Here is a 19,438-nt window from a genome sequence, read left to right on the forward strand (position 1 = left end):
TGACGGCAGTTGACATCGGCCTGCCTCGCCGGTGCTCGACCGGCCAGAACCTCTGAGTCAGCTCCGAGCCCGGCCCAGTCGGGCATCGACCCCATCGAGCACGACCTCAAGACCGACGTCGAACTCGTTGCTGTAGTTGTAACCGGGCCGGAGGACGTGCTCGGTCGTCAGCTCGAACAGGTACGGAAAGTCCGCCCTCGGGAACTCCTTCATGATCGCGCCGGTCATCGCCGTCAGCTCCGACGCGTCCCGGAAGGGCAAGTTCACCTCCTGCAGCACGAACCCGTGCACGTAGCTGTCGACAACCGAGATCGCATGAGCTGCCGCCTGGACGGACAGGCCACCTTCCCGGAAGCACCCAATCCCGGCGTCTAGCAGCCGCAGCGTGGCCGGACCCGGCGTCGTTCGCGACGCCATCAAGGCCACCGCCCAGGGGTGTCGTCGCAGGACTGCTCGCGTGTTGTGCGCCCGCTGGCGTATCGCCGGCCGCCATCCATCGGTGCGTGAGGGGAGCTCGATCTCCGCCGAGACCATGTCGACCAGCCCGTCGAGAATTTCGTCCTTGCCGCGGACGTGGTGGTAGAGCGAGGCAGCCGCGACCCCTAGCTCACGCGCCAGTCGGCGCATAGTGAGCGCCTCAAGGCCCTCACCGTCCGCCACCGCGACCGCACGCTCAAGCGCCCGGGCCCGGTTGACCGGCGCTCGACTCGCCGCCGCTCCCGTCCTTCGCCCCACGCCTGGTCCTCTCATCCGTGTACTCAGCGACGCGCCCGGGCAATCTAACCGTGTTAGGGCACCGCCACGGAACTAATCTAACATCGTTAGGTATGTTCTCCGAGCGTCACCGACGAACTTTGAAAGGACAAATCATGACCACCAAGGCAGCCGGCCGCATCGTATGAGGGCTCTTCCTTTCCGCGGCGTAGCCACCATCGGCACCTTGGCCTTCCGCGTCCTGCGACGCCGACACCAGCGCACCGCCAACGTCTACCTCGCCGCCCGAACACTAGAGGCGCTGCTGCTGGCTCTCGCACCCGTCGGCATCCTGACCCTGACTCTCCTTACTCAAGGAAGCGCCGAGACGCCGAACGCCGCCGACTCCGCCCTGCAGAACGTGGCGCGGACGGCGGTCGAGAACAGCCAGAGCGCTCACTGGCTCGCTATGGCGACGCTGGGCGTCGGAAGTATCTTCTTCTACCGGGCGCTGATGAGGTCCGCACTGCTGCCGCGCTTCCTCACCGTATGGGGCATGCTGGGCTACGCGATCTTCGCGCTCGGGAGTGTCCTGGAACTCGCCGGATACGAGGTCGGGCTCGCACTGTCGGCCCCTGGTGGCCTGTTCGAGGTAGCGGCTGGCTCCTACCTACTCGTGAAGGGTTTCGGGGCCTCGCTGCCGAAGATCGTCGCCGACGCTGACCCGTCTGCGGGATCTGCCCCGGTGGGCTTCACCACCTCTCACGCCACCACCTGAAGGCCGCCCAGAGACGGGACACTATGGCCCCAGCCTTAATGCGTCAGCCCGCCGCGAAATACGCGACCGTTGCATGGGTCCGATCCGCCGCACCAGATGTCCGCTCTATGTCGCGGGTAGTGCGATGGCGAGGACCGTCAGGTGGGCCAGTTCGGTGTACACGGCCAGTCGAGCGAAGCCGACCGTGACGAGCAGGAGAACGACACCGGGGGGCCGGCGACCGAATTACCCCGTCGTGGTGGCGCATCACGACCGGGGTGATCGGGGTCGGCAGGCAGGTGAGGCAGAGGACGGTGAGCGGCTCGACGGAGCCGGCGTAGCCCACGCGGCGCCGGTTTCCATGCGTTGTCCCGCACACCCATCCTTGTGCCGGGTCCCCAAACGACGGTGCCAACGCCAAACATGGCCGAGCGCGTGGGCGTATGAGAGGGTCGCGGAGTGGCGGACAGCGGTGACATTCGAGGTCGGCCTGACTTCGGTCTGGACGCCGCTGCGGTCGTCTACGGCTACGCCATCCTTGGACTGGTCGGCGTGGGGCTGCTCACTACGGCGGCCGTCGCGATCCCCTCCTCAGTGCTGCTCGGCTGGGGTCTATGGGCGCTCATCATCGGGCTCGGTGTCGCCGGACTCATGGTCTACAGCTCAAGGATCGGCAAGATCCGAGTCCGGGACCGGCTGCTGGACACGCTGCAGCTGCGCGGCGATGAGGACGTGCTGGACCTCGGATGCGGCAGCGGCCTGATGGTGCTCGGAGCCGCGGCCCGGACACCGGCCGGCACGTTCACCGGTATCGACCTTTGGCGGGCCCGCGACCAAGCCGGTGCCACTCGACAGCAGTGCCTGACCAACGCCGAGCGCCTCGGCGTGAGCGAGCAGGTGCGACTCGTCGACGGCGACATGACCGACCTGCCCTTCCCCGACGGATCTTTCGACCTGGTCCTCGCCTGCCTAGCCATCCACAACCTGCACCCCACCGCCCTTCGGATAGCCGCCATCGCCGAAGCCATCCGGGTCCTGCGTCCCGGCGTCCAGCTGGCCGTCATCGACATCGCCGGCACCGGCAGCTATCTATCGGCCGCCACGAACGCGGGAATGCTCCACCCACGACGATCCGGTTACGTCCTCGGCATCTGGCCGCCCGCCAGGACCGTCACCGCCACAAGCCCGAACCAAGCGCCACCCATAGAGGTGTAAGTCCAAAGCGCCTGCGGCTGGGCCATGAGGACCGTACGGCCCTTCGCCGGCTCACACCACCCACCCCGGGGCGGTTTGACTCGCTGCCTCGGCAGGCCGGTGTCGTCGCGTCAAGGCTCGCGGTTGTGGGGGACGAGCAGGAGGACCGGGCTGTCCGGTGGAACCTCGGTGTGGGGAAACCGTTTCGTGTAGGACGCCGCGGCTTGGGTTCGCTCGTCCGTGCCGGCGATGAGCCGTCTCACGGTTACGGTCGTGGCTCGCCCACGAAGGTGGGCGATGACCTGTTGGGGATGGTCGTCGAAGTGGCGCCACCAGGTTTTTGCGCGGTGCTGGCCGGCGACGACGACGAGGGCCTCGCCGCAGACGGCGTACTGGACCGGGAACACGCAGCGTCGGCCGGAGCGGCGACTGGTGTAGTCCAGGAGCAGCAGGGAGCCGGACAGCGCCCGGTGCGCCGGCGACCGCAGGGCGGCCCGCAGCGTCGGGTTCGCGAGATGGCTGCGGACCCAGCTGCTGGTCGGTCGGCTACTAGCCATGACGAGCGGCTCCGGCGTGGCGGGCCCGGCGGTGCAGGCGCCAGGCAAGGACAGTAGCTCCGGCCATCACTCCGGTGCTCACCACGGCCGCGACCGTTCCGTGTGCACCGTCGGTGGCCGACGTCAGGTTGTACGTGGCGTGCCACACTGCCGCGATCAGTACGCTGCTGACCGCGGATTCGTAGAGCCAGGCCAGGATGATCGAACCGCACGCCAATGCGATCAGGAAGCCGGGAACGCCGACCAGGCCCAGGTCGCGGTAGCTCTTGACCAGGAAGAACAGCGGCAGGTGCCAGCCCGCCCAGAAAGGGACCAACAGGAGGCTGGATTTCAGAACGCCGTGCCGTCGGCGCAACACCGGCAGCGCGTACCCGCGCCAGCCCGCTTCCTCACCGATCCCGCCGACGACGAACGCGACCCACACGAACAGCACCCCCCACTCGGGCAGGCCCGCCGCGCGGCCGAACGCGGCGAGTTCGGGCATCCCTGGACCGATGGCGAGCACGCCGAAAGCGAGCCCGAGCAGCGCGAGCGGCGTGCCCACGGCGAACAGCCACCATCGTGCCGGCACCCGCCATCGCAGCACCCGCGCTGCCAAGTCGCGAACCCCGGCCCAGCCGTCGGTCAGCGCCGTCACCGCGAACGCGGCCAGCAACGGCCCGAAGAGTCCCGGGAACTGGGTGGCGGCCGAACCGAGCTGTACCACGTGACCGGCGGCCACCAGGGGGACCCAGTAGGCCCAGGACAAGGCGTACGTCAGCAGCACGAAGGACAGCAGCGGATGCAAACGCACCCAACTCCCCACACGGCCGCGGCGTTCAGACTCCCCAGCCGGACCGTCTAAACCACTCGCTCCACGCGCGCCCCCATGAAGCTCGGCCCGCTTCACCGTTCCGGGCGTATCCATCGCTGCCGCTGTCATAGTTCAACACTCACGCCATCTCCGGACGACGACCAGAGCCAAAAGTCCTTCAGGCCGCCAGCGCGATACCACCCAGAGCGGCATGCCCCGACTGTGCCTCAACCTTGTAAGAAGCGCACGAATCTCCGCGATCCGCTCGTTTCGGCCAACCCCGAGAAGGTGCGTCCTTACGACGCGAGCCTGCGTAGTTCGGCTGGTTAGAGGATGAGTGGGCGACGCTTCGGTTTTGATGGCGAGGGAGCGCCCGGGCGCGTGGCCGTAAAGATCGGGCCACGGCTTTGACACAGTCGGAGACGACGACGAGCGCGCACCCGCCGCCGACATGGACAGGGGTCTAGGTTCTGGGCATGAGGGCGGCGGTCCACTTGAGGTACGGCCCACCCGAGGTGGTTGAGGTCGTCGAGGTGAAGTCACCGGCCGTCCGGCGGCACGACGTGCTTGTCAAGGTGTACGCCACCACCGTCAGCCGCACGGACTGCGCCTACCGGGCCGCCCGGCCCTTCTTTATGCGGTTTCTCACCGGTCTCGTCCGTCCTCGCGTCGACATCCTCGGTTGCGAGTTCGCTGGTGCGGTCGTATCGGTCGGTGGGGGCGTCACCCGGTTCACGGTCGGCGACGCCGTCTTCGGGTACAACGAGGGGTCGTTCGGGGCCCACGCAGAGCTCCTGTCGATCGCCGAGAACGCCTCCCTGGCCGTGATGCCTCCCGATCTGACCTACGCCCAGGCCGCGGCCGCCACGGAAGGGGCGCACTACGCGCTGAGCCATGTCCGGGCCGCCAAGGTCCGGGCCGGCCAGCAGGTCCTGGTGAACGGCGCCACGGGTGCGATCGGCTCTGCTGCGGTCCAGCTGGCGAAGTCCGCAGGCGCGACGGTGACTGCCGTCAGCCGCGGCCAAGACGCCGACCTCGTGAAGGGGCTGGGTGCCGACCGGGTCATCGACTACACCGTCCACGACTTCACCCAGGACTATGCCCAGGCTGTTACCGAGGACCAGCACCGGTACGACGTGGTGCTCGACGCGGTCGGAAAGAGCTCGTTCGGCCGCTGCCGCCGCATCCTCAAGCCGGGAGGTGTGTACATCTCGACCGAGCTGGGCTTCGGCGCCCAGAACCCGGTCCTGGCCCTGTTCGCTCCCCTGCTCCGCAGCCGACGGGTGCTGTTCCCCATCCCTCGCCACAGTCAGGAGATGGTCGAGTATCTCGGGTCGCTCATGGCGCTCGGAACGTTCTCCCCGCTGGTCGGGCGGACCTACCCCTTGGACCAGATCGTCGAGGCCTACCGCTATGTCGAGACCGGGCAGAAGACCGGAAGCGTCGTCATCATCGTCGACCCCACCCCGATCCCCGCCCGGACTGACGGCTGACTAGAGGACGGCGAGCACCGGCGCAGTTGGCTCCACTGGCTTGACCGACTTCGCGCGCCGGAACCCGACCAGCAGGAGGGCGACCACCATGGCCACCTCGGCGATGGCGGGCAGGATCCACGCAACGGCGTGGACGGCGGAGGCCGCGTCGGGGACCAAGATCACCGCGGCGACATCGAGAAGGTACGAGCCGGCCGCCACCACCAGGATGATTCCAAGCGGCTTGGGGAACCAGCGGGACCGGTAGACCAGGTAGCCCAGGGGCGCGAGCCACAGGCCGAAGAAGACCTGGGCGACGAAGATCCCGTAGTGCTGCGCGTCAAGCATCAGCAGCGCCATCGCGGATGAGCCGTCGCCACCCAGGGGAGCCAGGTCGACCCCCGCGGTGGCGATCCGCAGCCCCTCGATCTCGAAGACGGCGGTGAGGGAGGCGATCCCGGCCGCCAGGACCACGAGGACAACCATCGCCCGAGCGGCACCGCGATGCACCGGCCTCAGCAGGGCGAAAAGCGTGAGCGCCAGAAGCACGAGGAAGGTCTGGTCGAGCAGGTCGGCGACGACGCCCATCCGGACCAATCCGGGATGTGCGGCGAGGTTGGCCGCGGTCGCGGCCGCGTCACCGGCCACATACATGGACGGTTCGACGAACCCTTCGGCGAACCCGCCGAAGACTCCGACCAGCAAGTAGAGAACGCCGGCGGTCCTGGCCAGGCGCTGGGGTGAGCTCATGGTGGTTGTTCCTTCCACTGGGGGACAGCCACCGAGCGAACCCCGGAACCTCTCCCTGACTTACGCTGTAAGTCTGAGAGAAAAGGTATGCTTACACCGTAAGTTTGTCAATGACCAGCCGCTGCAGAGCCTCCCGATCGCAAGGAGAAGCCGAATGCCCAGCACGCCTGTGCGAGCGGCCCCACCCGCTACCCCATCCGCGACCCCACTGACCAGGGCCAGAGTCCTGGCCGCGGCCCTGTCACTGGCCGATGCCGGTGGGATCGAGTCGCTGAGCATGCGCCGGCTCGGCCGCGAGGTCGGCGTGGAGGCGATGTCGCTCTACAACCACGTCTCGGGTAAGGACGACATCCTCGATGGCATCGTGGATCTCGTCTTCGGCGAGATCGACCTACCGACCTCCACGACGGATTGGCAGGCCGGTATGCGGCACCGGGCCTACTCCGCACGCGACGTCCTCGCCAGACACTCCTGGGCCGCCAGTCTTATGCAGTCGCGCACCTCCCCTGGTTCAGCAATGCTGCGCCACCACGACACCGTCATCGGAACCCTCCGACGGGGAGGCTTCTCAGTGACCATGGCCGCGCACGCCTTCTCGGTGATCGACAGCTACATCTACGGCTTCGCTCAACAGCAGCAGAACCTCACTTACACGACCCCCGAAGAAGCCACCCGGCTGGCGGAGAGCATCCTTGAGCAGGTCCCGGCGACCGACTACCCACACCTCGCAGAGCTCCTGATCGAGCATGCAGTCACCCCGGATTACGACTACGCCGCGGAGTTCGACTTCGGCCTCGAACTCATCCTCAGTGGCCTTCAACGGCTAGCCGTTACGGGCCTAGTGACGTAGCCCTAACGAACTCGCTCGCCCTCCACCCAGGCCGTAGCCAGCAGCGGGGCGCACCCCCGTCCCAGGCACCGGTCGCCAGCTGGCCATCGTCGTGCGGCCCTGCTCGAGTGCTAAACCGGACTAGCAGCCGGACAGCGGATGACCTGCATGCCGTACCGGCCGCCTATCTGAGCGCCCGGCTACATGAGGCCGCGTTCGCGGGCGCGGAGCACCGCAGCCCGGCGGCTGGTGACGTTGAGCTTGGTGAAAATGTGCTTGGTATGGGTGCGCACCGTGTTGTGCGAGACGAACAGCTCACCGGCGATCTGCGGCCCGCTCAGCTCGCTGTCGAGCAGCCTGAGCACCTGCAGTTCCCGCTCGCTCAACGACTCCGACGACGACGGGGCCGAGCCTCGACCGGAGCCTGCGGCTTCGGGAGATCCGGCAAGGATTAGTAGGCGCAGCGCGTGCTCAGCGACGCGGCGGTGTGTGGCCTCGCGCAGCAACCCGATCATGGGGGCGCCCTCGTCCAGGAAGAGCCTGACGTAGCCCTCTGGTTCTGGTGCGTGAGCGAAGGCTCGGGCGAGGGACTCCCGTGCCTGCGCCCGATGTCCCTGCGCATCGTGGGCAAGGGCCTGCAGCATGCGGATCTCCAGAAGACTTCCAGCCCGTCCGGAGGTCTCGGCAGCCTCGTGCAGCCGGCCCAGCAGGCGACCTGCCTGGTCGATCCCGTCGAGGTCGGGGTGCGCCCGGTGCCGGGCGATGAGCAGACGGACGAAGGTGAGGTGGTCGAACTCGCTCAGATAGCTGGCAGGATCTGTGGCGGTCACGCCTCGCTCATGGGCCCAGTCAACGGCCTCTGACAGCTTTCCCTGCGTGATCCAGACGCGAGCCTTCATCGCCGCGATGGGACGCACGTCCGGGAAGAACCCCGGCCGGTAGAGGTGCTCCGCCTGGTCCAGAAGGGTGATGGCCTGCTGCGGGTCGACCTCGGCATCGGCGACCCGACCCATGGCCACGAACCACCGGTAACGGCTCTCGGTCATCGACGCACGCTCGACGAACGGTGCTGCGGTTTCGAGGTGTCGCTTGGCGGCCTGGAGGTCGCCGCTCTCGAGGTCGATCTCGCTCAGCCCGACGTGCAGGTCGGCGGATGCCAGGGCCACCGGTTTGCCGTGGTCCTCGGCTAGCCGCAGCGCACGCTCATACAGCCGGCGTGCCGTGCTGGGTCGGCCTGCGACCAGCCACATGTCCGCAAGCACGACGGTGCTGCTCAGCTCGTCGACCAGGTTGCCCGCTGCGTGCAGGCTGGCCACCGCCTCGGTGAACGTCTCCAAGGCGGTCAACACGTCGCCTTGCGCCCAGGCGACGAGGCCGAGAAAGCCCGTCGCACCGCCTCGGGAGAGATGGTCGCTGGGGCTGGCCAGGTCGAGAGCGCGCCGGGCCTGTGCCGCCGTACCGGTCAGATCACCCCGGGCTTGGGCGAGCGAGGCGCGGTAGACGGCGATGGTTGCCGGCAACGTGCGGAGCTCCTCAGTCTTGGCCCATCGCGGCGATCCAGGAGCCGACTCGTCTGGTGCGGCAGCCAGCGCGCGTTCCGCGTCGTCGAGTCGGGGCTCGAACGCGTCGAGGTCCCCGGAGACCATGAGCAGGTATCCGTAGAAGACGCTGAGGACCGGGCTGGCCCTGATGACGTCGTCGGGCAGCGCCTTCAGCCAGCTGAGCAGCAGTCCTTCTTGCCGGTTGAGCCGGATCGTCGGAACAGCGAGCTCCATGAGGTATGCCGCGTGGTTGAAGTCCCGCGCAGCTAATGCGTGTTTGACCGCTTCCTCGGCCAGATCGTGGCGCTCGAACCACTGGCTCGCACGCCGGTGCAGGAGCGGAACCAGGTCGGGTTGCTCCACCAGCATGCGTGCCCTGAGCACGTCGGCGAAGAGGTGGTGGTAGCGGTACCACTCCCGCCGATCGTCCAGGGGGACGATGAAGAGGTTGGCGCGCTCAAGGGCCTTGAGCATGTCGCTGCCGTCGTCGCGGCCGGTGACGGCGTCACACATTGGCCCGGTAAGCCGGTCGAGAACCGCTGACCGCAACAGGAAACCGCGAACCGGGTCGGGTTGATGGGCCAGCACTTCCTCAACCAGGTAGTCGACGATGTACCGGTCGTCCCCGCTGAAGCTTGCGATGAAGCCGCTGACGTCTTGCCGCCCCTGGAGCGAGAGAGCGGCCAGCTGCAGCGCGGCAACCCACCCCTCAGTTCGCTCCTGCAAGACCGCCACGTCCTCCGACGCGAGGTCCAGGCCCGTTACCGCGTGGAGGTACGCGGCGGCCTCGTCGGACGTCAAACGCAGGTCCGCGGCACGGACCTCTACCAGCTCTCCCCGCGCGCGCCACCGTGACAACGGCAGGTCGGGGTCGGCGCGGGTGCTGAGCACTACGTGCACGTGCGGCGGAAGGTGCTCCAGGAAGAAGGCCACGCCTTCGCTGACCTCGTGGCCGTCGACCAGATGGTAGTCGTCCAGCACCAGCCAGACCTCGCCCGGTGCTGCGGCGAGATCGTTCAGCAGCAAGGTGACGAAGTGTTCGATCGGCAAGGGGGATGAGTCGAGGAGCTCCAACGCACTCGAGCCGACGCCGGGGAACGCCGTTTGAAGCGCGGTCACCACGTACGTCCAGAACAACGCCGGCTCGCTGTCCGCCGGATCGAGCGAGAGCCACGCGACGGAACGGTCGTCAGCTGGTTTCTCTCCTATCCACTCGGCAAGGAGCGTCGTCTTGCCGAACCCGGCAGGGGCGGAAACCAACGTCAGTCTCGCCTCAGCTCCGCGGCGCAGACGATCAAGGAGTCTTGAGCGTGCTACCAGGCCTAGTCGCGGCTTCGGGATGTACAGCTTGGTCGCAATCACCGGACGTGCCATGGCATCCCCATTCTGCAGAGCACGACCGGAGTCAAGTCGTGTGCCGCCGTCACGTTAGTACAGCGCGCCCTTTTGGTCAGGGCGCCCGCGGCCTGATGTCACCGGCCCGCGGCTTTGGATCTCACCCCGTCAGTCACATCGTTGGGTGACGCCGGGTCACCCCGGCGGTCCCTACGTTCGAGTCATCCCACCGCGCCCCGCCGCGGACCTCGAACCAAGGAGTCGGATATGACCACCACCACCACCACCACCCTCACCCGAGCCGCCGGCGTTGCTGCCGTCGTCGGAGGACTGCTGTTCATCGGCCTTCAGATCAAGCACCCCCATGTGGACGCGACCTTTGCCACCACGACCGAGTTCACGGTCCGCGAATCCCTGAAGGTGCTCATGGCCGCCCTCTCGTTCGTCGGTATCACCGGGATGTACCTGCGCCAGGTGAGGCAGGCTGGCGTGCTCGGCCTGATCGGGTACGTCCTGTTCGGCGCCGGCTGGCTCGCCCTCATGAGCGTCGAAGTCGTCGGCGTGTCGATCATCCCCTCCCTTGCTCACACCGCACCCCGCTACGTCAACGACGTCCTCGCCGTGGCCAACGGCGGCACCGCGACCGGCGACATCGGCCTGTTCACGACCGTCAACACGGTCACCGGTATCGCCTATCTGGGTGGCGGCCTCATCTTTGGCATCGCCCTCTTCCGGGCCAATGTCCTCGCCCGATGGGCTGCCGTACTCCTGTCCGTTGCCGCCGTCGCCACTATCGGGACAAAAATGCTGCCGCACGTCAACGAGAGGGTGTTCGCCCTTCCCGTCGGCGCCGCTATGGTCTGCCTCGGCTACTCGCTGTGGCGCGACCAGCGCACCCCAGCCGCTCAGACCGCGCCCAACGCTGTTGGCTCGCACCTTGACCCGGCCGGCGCCAGGTGACCGCCCACCCGGCAACCCACCCCACCCGGTCGATCCGGTCGCCCGGGTGGGTGCCGTTCGCGCTGTTCACCCTCGTCCTGGTCCCTGCGCTATCCGGCTCCATGCGCCTGGTCGAGCTGGCTGGCGGCCCGCACCTCCTGTCCGCGAACCCGCGGATCACCGCCTCGCCCGCACCCGTAGTCGTGCATATCGTGTGCGCAGTCTCGTATGCAGTCCTCGGGGCCTTCCAGTTCTCCGCCGCATTGCGCCGGCGTCGGCCCGGCTGGCACCGGGTGGCCGGGCGGGTCCTGGTGCTGCTGGGCCTGGCCGTGGCGTTCTCGGCTCTTTGGATGACGCAGTTCTATCCCCGCCAGACCGGCACCGGGGAGCTGGCCTACCTGTTCCGGCTCGCGTTCGGGTCGGGCATGGGCGCCAGCATCATCCTTGGGTTCACCGCGATCCGCGGCGGTGACGTTCCCCAGCACCGGGCATGGATGACGCGCGCCTACGCGCTAGCTCTGGGAGCCGGCACCCAGGTGTTCACCCTGGGCATCGGAAAAGCGGTATTCGGCACCAGTGAGCTCACCACCGACCTGAGCCTGGGCGCTGGCTGGGCCTTCAACCTCGCCATCGCCGAGTACATCATCCGCCGGCGTACCAGCAGCGACCGAACCAGCATGGCAACCGCTCGGGTCGGGTCCTGATGGCTCACTCGTCCAGACGTCAGGGGCCCGCCTGCTACCGGCTCCGGGTCGAGGCGCACCTCGACGACCACTGGTCTGCCTCGTTCAGTGACCTCACCCTGACCCGCGGGAGCGACGGCACGACCAGCCTTAGCGGTCCCGTGTCGGACCAGGCAGAGCTGCATGGGCTGCTCATGAAGATCCGCGACCTCGGCGTCACCCTGATATCGGTGGCGGTCATCGACCCCTCGCAGACTGTTGATCACGGGCCAGACTCCGTGGATGACCAGTAGATCTTCGGAGGGCACCGCGCTCAGGAGGCCGGGTAAGCCCTTCCAGGCCGGCATAGCCCTTCGTGAGGGTGGGGGCTTTCGTGAAGGCACTGACACAAACCACGCCGCCACAGGCAACCTCGACGTCGAGGACGACCTGTTCGACCGTCAAGTCCCGACGGCCCATGCGGAGGAGACGCTCAAAACCACTCTGGGTGTCGCCGTTGATCAGCAGACGGCGGGCGGCGGTGACGTCGCCCCAGAACCTCGCATCATGCTGATCCAAACCGCAGACGCGGCACCAGACCACGTCGCGGCCTCGGGACATACAACTTTGTCTCGAGAAGGGCTGTCGGCGCGAGGCCATTCTTCACCCGAGTGCATCGGCCGGACGATTCACGACACGGACCAGACCGTCAGACAGGGCGGGTGCTGAGTTTCAGCCAAAGCACTCTGGCGAGGAATCCCTGGCGTTCGCACCGGCGCGACTGCTCACGTCGACCCTGGAGCGCCTGAAAGCCAGCTCCACCGCGACCTCGTCCCCGTTGCCCTTCAGGACGTCGTCCTGTCAACGACCGCAGTCCTAGCCCAGTCGCAACGAGTCCGCAGGGTCTCAAACGCACTGCCCCCGGGTGACGCGCGCCAGGTCTATCGGGCGTGCCCCGGCTGTCCCAGGTCCGGGTGGCCGCGGCGGGTTGCCGGGCGCCGAGCGTAGGGGCCTGGCCCTATCAGCGTCGGCTGCACGGAAAACTGGGCACGTCTCGAAGGTGCCCCACACCGCCCAGATGGACGCAGTTGTCTCGGACGGGTCGACGGCACGCGGGCCGATGCTCCGATCATCTCAGTAGGGTTGAGCGGGTGGACTGTCTAGAGGGCGATCGCACACACCTCGTCGCGGGACCGACCTAGGCTCGTCTCGAGGTGCCGGGTGAACGCGCGGTTTGAGGCGTACTCACTCGTGTAGCCGACCTGCGACGACGCTGGCCCACCGACTTGCGGAACGGGGGCATCCGGCGAGGGCCCACCGGCGCCCTACAACGTCTTGACGAACGAAAGCAGGCGCGGAGTCGTCGCGCGCGTATTCTCGCAACGTGGACACGATGTCACTGCCGCGCCGTGCTGCCACGGCCGTCGCTGACGGTTCTGTCTCCGACGCGCAGAAGTTCGTCTACGGCCCGGTGCTCCAGTCAGTGGCGAGCGCGCGAGCATCCGAGCAGACGCGAAGAACGCGTTCACCCGCAGATCGGGCCGTCCGTGCGGACCGATGAGGAACGGCTGGTCCTGGCGACGCCCCGGGCCAGCCAGATCGGCCAACACTGCCGCCGTCACCGAGAGCTGCTCGGTCGTCACGGCACTCGGCGGCGGACGCTCGAGGTCGTAACGGAAAACCAGGCAACGACCGGGCACAAAGGAAGTGCGCCCACTCGGACGCTAGCGAGCCGATTCCCTCGACAACTGTTGCCCGGATAGAGAACGAACCTGTGGGCGATGACCACGACCGTCCGCTAGCCAGACCGACCGTTGCCTCGCGACGCCACGGCGCCCACCCACCAAGTGCAGGGCGATACGAACGGGTCGCGGTAGGTATGGAGGTCGAAGCGGGCGGCGATGACCGGGCCTGCAGATGTGAGCCGTTTGTCGCCGTTCGGCAGTTGTGCTCATCAATCGAGAACTCACCTCATCGGTGGTACGGCGCCGAGGGTGAGAGGGGCCACGGAGACGGCCAGGTAGCTGCCGGGTAGTGGCCACGGAAGGTGCCCGTTGGCGGTCATGGGATCTGCCCGATGCGAGTTCGTTGGCCTCGCCACGTCCGGCGGTTGGACCCCTATGAGGTCTGCCGAGGAGGTCATGAACATGTTGGGAGCATTCGATTTTGACGGGTTCGATGCGTGACGCCGGGAGCTGTCCGGGTTCTCTCATCACACCGTCGCCAGGTATGTCGCTGTCCGCGAGGCGGGCAGCCTGTCGGGCCGGCCCGCCGTGCGGGTGCAGCCGACGGACGGGTTCCTGCCGAAGATTGAGGAGTGGATCGACCGGCCGAATGGGCGGCTGCGCGGACGTCGCGCACGACAAGCTTGTTCGGCTCGGTTACGCCGGGTCGGAGCGGACCACCCGCCGCGCGGGCGCGTTATCTAGGGATCAAGGGTTGGGCAGCCAGCGCCAGAGCTCCTCGTCGTTGCCGCCTGCGGCTTACAGGACTTCAGTAAGGTTCAAACGACAACGGTTCGAGGCGCATGCTCTACACGAAAAAGGACACCCCGCCCGAGGAGCTGGGCGGTCGAGGCCGGCTCAGTCGTAGTGCTGGAACGTTGGCCAGAGCTGTGTCCACGCAAGGATGGGGCCACGGCATATGGTGATGGGTCTCCCTTGTTCCTCGTTGGCGACGCCGACCTGATTGTCCAGGGAACCGGATCGGGTGCAGGTGTGGAACTGACGGTCCGGATCGTCGAGGCCGACGGCGATGACCGTGGTCGTGTCCTGAGGTGGGCGGCCAAGGAGGAAGAGCTGGTTCTGGCCGCTGAACACGTGGGGCAGGCCCATGGCGGGTCCGAACCGGTCCACCGCACCCGCCTCGCCATAGTTCTGGGTGATCACCACGGTGTGCGTCTGCTCAGCGGCGGGAAGTGAGCGGTACACGGTGGCGATCTGACCCACGTAGGCGGGCCAGCCGATCGAGTCCCGGGCTGTCTGGTTAATGGTCGCCACAGCCGTGGGAAGGGCGTTGACGGGAATCAGCGGCAGGGCTACCAACACAGCAAACGCGCTGCCCGTGGCGACGGCCGCGCCGGTCCACACCCACCGTCCGAGGTGGCCGGCCGCCCAGCGCGCGGTCACCACGCAACCCGCAGAATAGAGGAACGTGAGCAGCCCGAAGGTGTAGTAGGGCTGGCCCCCGGTGGCGAGCACGATCAGGGCGATCAGGGGGTAGGCCCACGCGAGGCCGCGCAGGGGTCGCCAGCCCGGGTCACGGAAGAGGTGAAGCAGCCCGGCGGCCCAGATCGGGACCGCGGTCAGTCCCAAAAGGATCAGCTGGAAGGGGACGAAGAGGGCCCGGTCGTCAGCGCCCTTGTGGGAGGAGATCACCCCGGCCATGGTCACCTCGGGCCAGCCGTTGAGGATCTGGTAGATCAGGTTGGGCGCTCCGATCAGCAGGGCGATCGCGGCACCGCCCCAGAGCCACCGGTTGGCCAGCTCGCGCCGTGGACCGGCGATGAGGAGGCCGCCGGCGAGGCCCACGAGCAGTAGGGCCACCAGCTGCTTGTTGTACAGGCCCAGTCCCACGCTCAGCCCCACGGCAAGCCACCAGCGGGGTTGGCCCCGCCGTAGGGATCTGGTTGCGAAGAGGATGACGAGCAGCCAGACCACCATGTCGGGGGTCGCGGTCAGCAGGACGTGGCCGGCGATGAACAGGAAAGTCGAGCTGACGCCGATTGCCGCCAAGGTCTGCGCGGCGCCACCGCCGCCGAGCTCGCGAGTCAGCACCACCGTGAGCCAGACCGTGACCAGGGCGCAGACCAGGGCCGGAACACGGATGCCCCACAGGGTGTCGCCGAACAACGCGATACCCGCCCGGGCCAGCAGCGGGGTCAGCGGGGGCTGGTCCACATACCCCCAGCCCGGATGCGCGGCGAGGATGCGGAAGTACAGCTCGTCCCGGTCATAGCCGTAGTTGTTCACGGTCCCCCCGAGTAACGCCCCGTCGGCGAGGAGCACTACCGCCAGCGGCTGCCAGCGCAGAGCTGGAAGGTCGGTGCCGCGGCGGGGCGACGCCACGCGGTATGCCGTGTTGCCGGCCTGCGTCGTGGTCACTGGTCCGGGGGCCGTTCCAACCCCGCGGCTCGCACCGCGGCTGTGTCATGGATGTGGCGGATTCCCGTGATCCGGCCGTCATTGACCGCGAACTGCTCGGCAATCCGGATGTCTCCGAAGGGCAGCGTCATGTCGTAGATGAGCAGCGCCTGGCCGGCGTTGCCAAACTCAGCGTCCGTGAGCACCGCCGTGGTCATCTCACGGGTCAGTCGTGTGGCCGCCAAGAACTCGTGCTTCGTGGCGTAGTGATTGATCGGCACGTCGATCTCAAGGTCCTCGGCGAGGAGCGCGTCGGCGACATCGAACTCCGAGTCGCGCCACGCCTGGTGGTAGGCGCGGGCCACGGCGAGGGCATCACCCTCTGCAGCGGGTGGGCGCGTCCGGTCCGCGAACGTGGCACGCAACGGGTAGGTGTCGAAGATGAGCTTCTCCGAGCGGATCCGTCCGGCGTTCACGGTGAAGAGGTCGGCGGAGCGCACCGTGGCACCGGAACGAAGGTAGAGGTCGTACATGATGAGGCACTCCTCGTTGCCGTCGAGCGCGGCGATCTTCTTCCAGCCGGGACTGATCATGTGCGCGAAGCGGGTCAGGACAGGGATGAAGGCCGCCGCTGATGTGTGCCGCTGGAGTGGGCCCTGGTAGTCGAAGTCGTCGGCTAGGTACCGGGCCGCCGCTACGATGTCTTGGCCGGTCCAGGCGTCCTGATAGGCAAGGACGATCCCAAGTGCGGACGCGGTGGTCATGATGCTCCTTTGGGTTTGGCAGGCAGGTCTGCTCGGCCGCCGTTCAGCTCCCTGGGAGGGGTCGCGAGGGCGCCTCCGAGAGGACCGTCATGGGCGAGAGGGTGGTGGGCCGTTTGGCCTGCGCGGTGAGCCGATCCTTGAGGGCGTCCGGCAGGTGCCGGATATCCCGGCGTTGCGCGAAGGCTGCCCCGTCGCTCACGTCAGCGGCGCGACTGGCGGTGCTGGCACCTGGGTTGACCGCCACTGACCCCGGGCACCGTGGCCGTGGCAGCGGCGACCCCGGAACTTGGGCGGTCGTGGTCCTGACAAGGGTGGTTCCGGACATGACAGGGTCCTTCAGTCCGCTGGGACGAACCCAGCTTCGCCGACGTTGCGCTGAGAGAGGTAGAGAGAGACGGATACGCCAGCGCCTCCGCGAAGGACTGGTTGCCGCTGGCCTGGCTTGGGAGCGGGAAAACTGATCCGGGTGGCGGTGCCGTGGGCGACGCGTCCTAGAAGGAGACTTCACCCGATAGTCAGAAGGACGTCGATGGGCAATGGATGGTTCACCGTTCCGAGGCGACAGACTTGACGACGCCGGCGCGGCCACCGGGAATCGAAGACCTCTACGTGAGCGCGGTACGCGGCGTACTGAAGGGGTGCCGTGGACCCCTGGCCCGCGGTTCGAGGGTCGGTGGGGCTTCACGACAGCCCGTCGAGCGGTTGCGCCAGACTGCAGTCGGCAGGTAACAGCCATCCGGATTCCAGGTCCGAGCCGCTCGAGCCGATCCCGGAGACGTCCGCTGCCGAGGGGGTGGTCACCGGCCGGTGCTGCCGGCAGGACGCTCATTGTTCCTTGGGCGATGGTGAGATCGAGGACAGCGCCGAGCGACGCTGCGAAGACATTCACGGCGAACGGATGAACCATCCGCCACCCCTAGGCGTCTCCCCGGGCATCGGATGACTGCGGTGCTAGGACGCCTCGCTCTAGCACCGCCAACCAAGTCAGGGTCACCCTGCCTGCCAGGCCAGCGGCGGCCCTTCGCGGTGACGCTGGCGCAACCGTCGTCTCCCGTGCACCAACGACACGCTGGGGTTCGCTCCAGCAGATGGAAGGGTCACGTCATGTCTGAAGCCCCCTCTGCAGCGGCTACGGCTGCCCGAGCTGCCGCATCACCCGCCACCTCATCCACGCTCCGCGAGGTCCCACCCGTCGCCGGCAGGGCCCGAACGGCGGGTCACGCGCCCGACGCCCGGACCGGGGGCGAGCACCGATGAGCACCGTTCGCCGGTGGGTTGCCGTCATCGCCAGCGGCGTGATGGCCGCCGTCCTGGCCAGCGCGGCATCCCCGTCCGCGGCTGCCGCCGAAAGCGCCCAAGGGGCCGGGTACAGCCAGGAGAACCTGGTGTCCGACCAGCCGGGCCATGCCGCGATTGTGGACCCGAACCTGGTCAACGCGTGGGGGATATCCCGCGGCCCGAACACCCCGATCTGGGTCTCCGACAACGGCGCCGATGTGACGACGCTGTACCGCGGGGCGATCGGCGGGACGCCGGTCTCGGCGGTGCCGCTGGTGGTCAAGATCCCCGGCGGGGCCCCGACCGGGCAGGTGTTCAACGACACCACCGACTTCGTCGTCCCCGGCACCGGCAAACCGGCGCTGTTCATCTTCGCCGGCGAGGATGGCAACCTGTCGGCCTGGAACCAGCAGGTCTCGCCGTCGGACCAAGCGGTCGCGGTGGGCCACACACAGGGAGCGGTGTACAAGGGTCTGACCCTGGCGCACAGCCCGTTCGGGCCGCTGCTGCTGGCCGCGAACTTCCACGACAACCGGATCGACGTGTTCACCAGCACCTTCCAGCGGCTGCCGTTCGACTTCCTCTTCGGCGACCCCTCAATCCCCAAGGGCTACGCACCGTTCAACGTGGCCGAGATCGGCCACCGGGTGTTCGTGACCTACGCCAAACAGAACCCGGCCCGTCACGACGACGTCGCCGGACCCGGGCATGGGTTCATCAACACCTTCACCACCTTCGGGTTGCGGCTGGACCGATTCGCCAGCCGCGGCCCCCTCGACTCCCCCTGGGGGCTCACCGTGGCCCCGTCGAGCTTCGGACAGTTCTCCGGTGACCTGCTGGTCGGCAACTTCGGCAACGGACGCATCCACGCCTACGACCCGCAGACCGGACGGCTGCTCGGGACCTTGCGCGGCACAGACCACCGGCCAATCTCCATCGACGGGCTCTGGGGACTGCAGGTCGGCGACGCAGCCGCCGGGGGCCCCAACACCGTCTGGTTCGCCGCCGGCCCCGACGGCGAAACACACGGCCTGCTCGGCACCCTCACCGTCAACTAGCTAGTCGGGGTGGGCTCCCGGACCCCGGACAAGGATACGCATGACGAGGACAAGGATACGCATGACGAAGCGACGGGGACTGGGGCTGTTCTTCGCTCTCACGTTCGGTCTGACCTGGGGGATCGGCGCCCTCTACGGATTAGCACCAGGATGGGTGACGTCGGTGTTCGGGCCCGTGTCCCTGACCAACCCCCTGGCGTTCGCAGCCGTGTGGTCCCCGACCCTGTCGGCCATCGCCGTGACCCTGGCCTTGCGGGGGCCGCGCGGCCTGGCCGCGCTGCTGGGTGCCGTGCTGCGCTGGCGGGTCGGCTGGCGCTGGTACGCCCTCGCCGTTGGAGTGCCGGCCCTGACGGGCGTCCTGGCCGGTTTGACGGGAACGGCCCTGGGCGCGCCGCCGCTTCCGGTGCTGGATGTCGCCCGGTGGCCGATGCTGCTCGCCGCCGCCGCGGCGCATCTCCTGCTCGACCCTGGCCCGCTGGGTGAAGAGCTGGGCTGGCGCGGGTTCGCCCTGCCACGAATGTTGGCCGGCAGCCATCCCGTCCGTGCTGGGGTCGTTCTGGGCCTGATCTGGGCCTTGTGGCATCTGCCCGCGTTCCTGATCCCGGGCAGGCCCCAGGCCAAACTGCCCATCGCCCCGTTCGTCGTCTCGATCGTCGCGGTGTCGGTACTGATGACGTGGATCTACGTGAACACCGCCGGCAGCGTCCTGATGACTGTCCTGGTCCACTGGGCGT

Annotated in this window: 16 protein-coding genes; 9 read left to right on the top strand and 7 right to left on the bottom strand. The window is 67.8% G+C overall.

What is annotated here, in order from left to right; translation table 11 throughout:
* Positions 1 to 57: 57 nt before the first annotated feature.
* The gene (locus tag ABI385_RS03355) at positions 58 to 735 is read right to left on the bottom strand and encodes a TetR/AcrR family transcriptional regulator (protein ID WP_348102321.1); all 678 of its coding nucleotides are present in this window, start codon (positions 733 to 735) and stop codon (positions 58 to 60) included.
* A gap of 163 nt (positions 736 to 898) precedes the next feature.
* Here ABI385_RS03355 and ABI385_RS03360 point away from each other — a divergent pair, with 163 nt between their 5' ends.
* Both ABI385_RS03360 and ABI385_RS03365 read left to right on the top strand, forming a co-directional pair.
* On the top strand, positions 899 to 1,471 hold the full coding sequence (locus ABI385_RS03360) for a DUF4386 domain-containing protein (RefSeq protein ID WP_348102322.1): 573 nt from the start codon (positions 899 to 901) through the stop codon (positions 1,469 to 1,471).
* A 438-nt stretch (positions 1,472 to 1,909) separates the two neighbouring features.
* Complete coding sequence (locus ABI385_RS03365) at positions 1,910 to 2,665, top strand: class I SAM-dependent methyltransferase (protein WP_348102323.1); 756 nt, start codon at positions 1,910 to 1,912, stop codon at positions 2,663 to 2,665.
* A 110-nt stretch (positions 2,666 to 2,775) separates the two neighbouring features.
* Here ABI385_RS03365 and ABI385_RS03370 read toward each other — a convergent pair whose 3' ends face one another.
* Together ABI385_RS03370 and ABI385_RS03375 are read right to left on the bottom strand one after the other, a co-directional pair.
* A complete protein-coding gene (locus tag ABI385_RS03370) occupies positions 2,776 to 3,201 on the bottom strand; it encodes a hypothetical protein (RefSeq protein ID WP_348102324.1) in 426 nt (141 codons plus the stop codon).
* The gene (locus ABI385_RS03375; RefSeq protein WP_348102325.1) at positions 3,194 to 3,994 is read right to left on the bottom strand and encodes a CPBP family intramembrane glutamic endopeptidase; all 801 of its coding nucleotides are present in this window, start codon (positions 3,992 to 3,994) and stop codon (positions 3,194 to 3,196) included. The genes ABI385_RS03370 and ABI385_RS03375 overlap by 8 nt, the downstream gene beginning before the upstream one ends.
* Before the next feature lie 476 nt (positions 3,995 to 4,470).
* Here ABI385_RS03375 and ABI385_RS03380 point away from each other — a divergent pair, with 476 nt between their 5' ends.
* Positions 4,471 to 5,487, top strand: coding sequence for an NAD(P)-dependent alcohol dehydrogenase (locus ABI385_RS03380; RefSeq protein ID WP_348102326.1), 1,017 nt, complete (start codon positions 4,471 to 4,473; stop codon positions 5,485 to 5,487).
* Here the strand turns inward: ABI385_RS03380 and ABI385_RS03385 are convergent, their stop codons facing one another.
* On the bottom strand, positions 5,488 to 6,216 hold the full coding sequence (locus tag ABI385_RS03385) for a DUF4386 domain-containing protein (protein WP_348102327.1): 729 nt from the start codon (positions 6,214 to 6,216) through the stop codon (positions 5,488 to 5,490).
* A 154-nt stretch (positions 6,217 to 6,370) separates the two neighbouring features.
* Here ABI385_RS03385 and ABI385_RS03390 point away from each other — a divergent pair, with 154 nt between their 5' ends.
* The gene (locus ABI385_RS03390) at positions 6,371 to 7,066 is read left to right on the top strand and encodes a TetR/AcrR family transcriptional regulator C-terminal domain-containing protein (RefSeq protein WP_348102328.1); all 696 of its coding nucleotides are present in this window, start codon (positions 6,371 to 6,373) and stop codon (positions 7,064 to 7,066) included.
* A gap of 179 nt (positions 7,067 to 7,245) precedes the next feature.
* On the opposite strand, the gene ABI385_RS03395 is transcribed toward ABI385_RS03390, so the two are convergent.
* A complete protein-coding gene (locus ABI385_RS03395) occupies positions 7,246 to 9,846 on the bottom strand; it encodes a LuxR C-terminal-related transcriptional regulator (protein ID WP_348102329.1) in 2,601 nt (866 codons plus the stop codon).
* 342 nt (positions 9,847 to 10,188) lie between these two features.
* Between ABI385_RS03395 and ABI385_RS03400 the strand changes: the two genes are divergently transcribed.
* Genes ABI385_RS03400 through ABI385_RS03410 form a run of 3 tightly spaced genes read left to right on the top strand, consistent with a single transcriptional unit; the run spans position 10,189 to position 11,836 of the window.
* Positions 10,189 to 10,881 (top strand): hypothetical protein, encoded by a 693-nt coding sequence (locus tag ABI385_RS03400; RefSeq protein WP_348102330.1) that lies wholly within the window; start codon positions 10,189 to 10,191, stop codon positions 10,879 to 10,881.
* Positions 10,878 to 11,564, top strand: coding sequence for a DUF2306 domain-containing protein (locus ABI385_RS03405; RefSeq protein WP_348102331.1), 687 nt, complete (start codon positions 10,878 to 10,880; stop codon positions 11,562 to 11,564). The genes ABI385_RS03400 and ABI385_RS03405 overlap by 4 nt, the downstream gene beginning before the upstream one ends.
* Positions 11,564 to 11,836 carry a hypothetical protein gene (locus ABI385_RS03410; RefSeq protein ID WP_348102332.1) on the top strand — a complete coding sequence of 91 codons (273 nt, stop codon included), beginning with the start codon at positions 11,564 to 11,566 and terminating at the stop codon, positions 11,834 to 11,836. Before ABI385_RS03405 ends, ABI385_RS03410 begins: the two co-directional genes overlap by 1 nt.
* Before the next feature lie 2,268 nt (positions 11,837 to 14,104).
* Here ABI385_RS03410 and ABI385_RS03415 read toward each other — a convergent pair.
* Positions 14,105 to 15,625 (bottom strand): glycosyltransferase family 39 protein, encoded by a 1,521-nt coding sequence (locus tag ABI385_RS03415; RefSeq protein ID WP_348102333.1) that lies wholly within the window; start codon positions 15,623 to 15,625, stop codon positions 14,105 to 14,107.
* Complete coding sequence (locus tag ABI385_RS03420; protein ID WP_348102334.1) at positions 15,622 to 16,368, bottom strand: nuclear transport factor 2 family protein; 747 nt, start codon at positions 16,366 to 16,368, stop codon at positions 15,622 to 15,624. Before ABI385_RS03420 ends, ABI385_RS03415 begins: the two co-directional genes overlap by 4 nt.
* Positions 16,369 to 17,621: 1,253 nt before the next feature.
* Between ABI385_RS03420 and ABI385_RS03425 the strand changes: the two genes are divergently transcribed.
* Both ABI385_RS03425 and ABI385_RS03430 read left to right on the top strand, forming a co-directional pair.
* Positions 17,622 to 18,704, top strand: coding sequence for a TIGR03118 family protein (locus ABI385_RS03425; RefSeq protein WP_348102335.1), 1,083 nt, complete (start codon positions 17,622 to 17,624; stop codon positions 18,702 to 18,704).
* Between the two features lie 61 nt (positions 18,705 to 18,765).
* On the top strand, positions 18,766 to 19,438 hold a 673-nt coding region (locus tag ABI385_RS03430; RefSeq protein WP_348102336.1), incomplete at its 3' end, for a CPBP family intramembrane glutamic endopeptidase.

The organism is Lapillicoccus sp. (genome assembly GCF_039935575.1).
GTDB lineage: Bacteria > Actinomycetota > Actinomycetes > Actinomycetales > Dermatophilaceae > Lapillicoccus.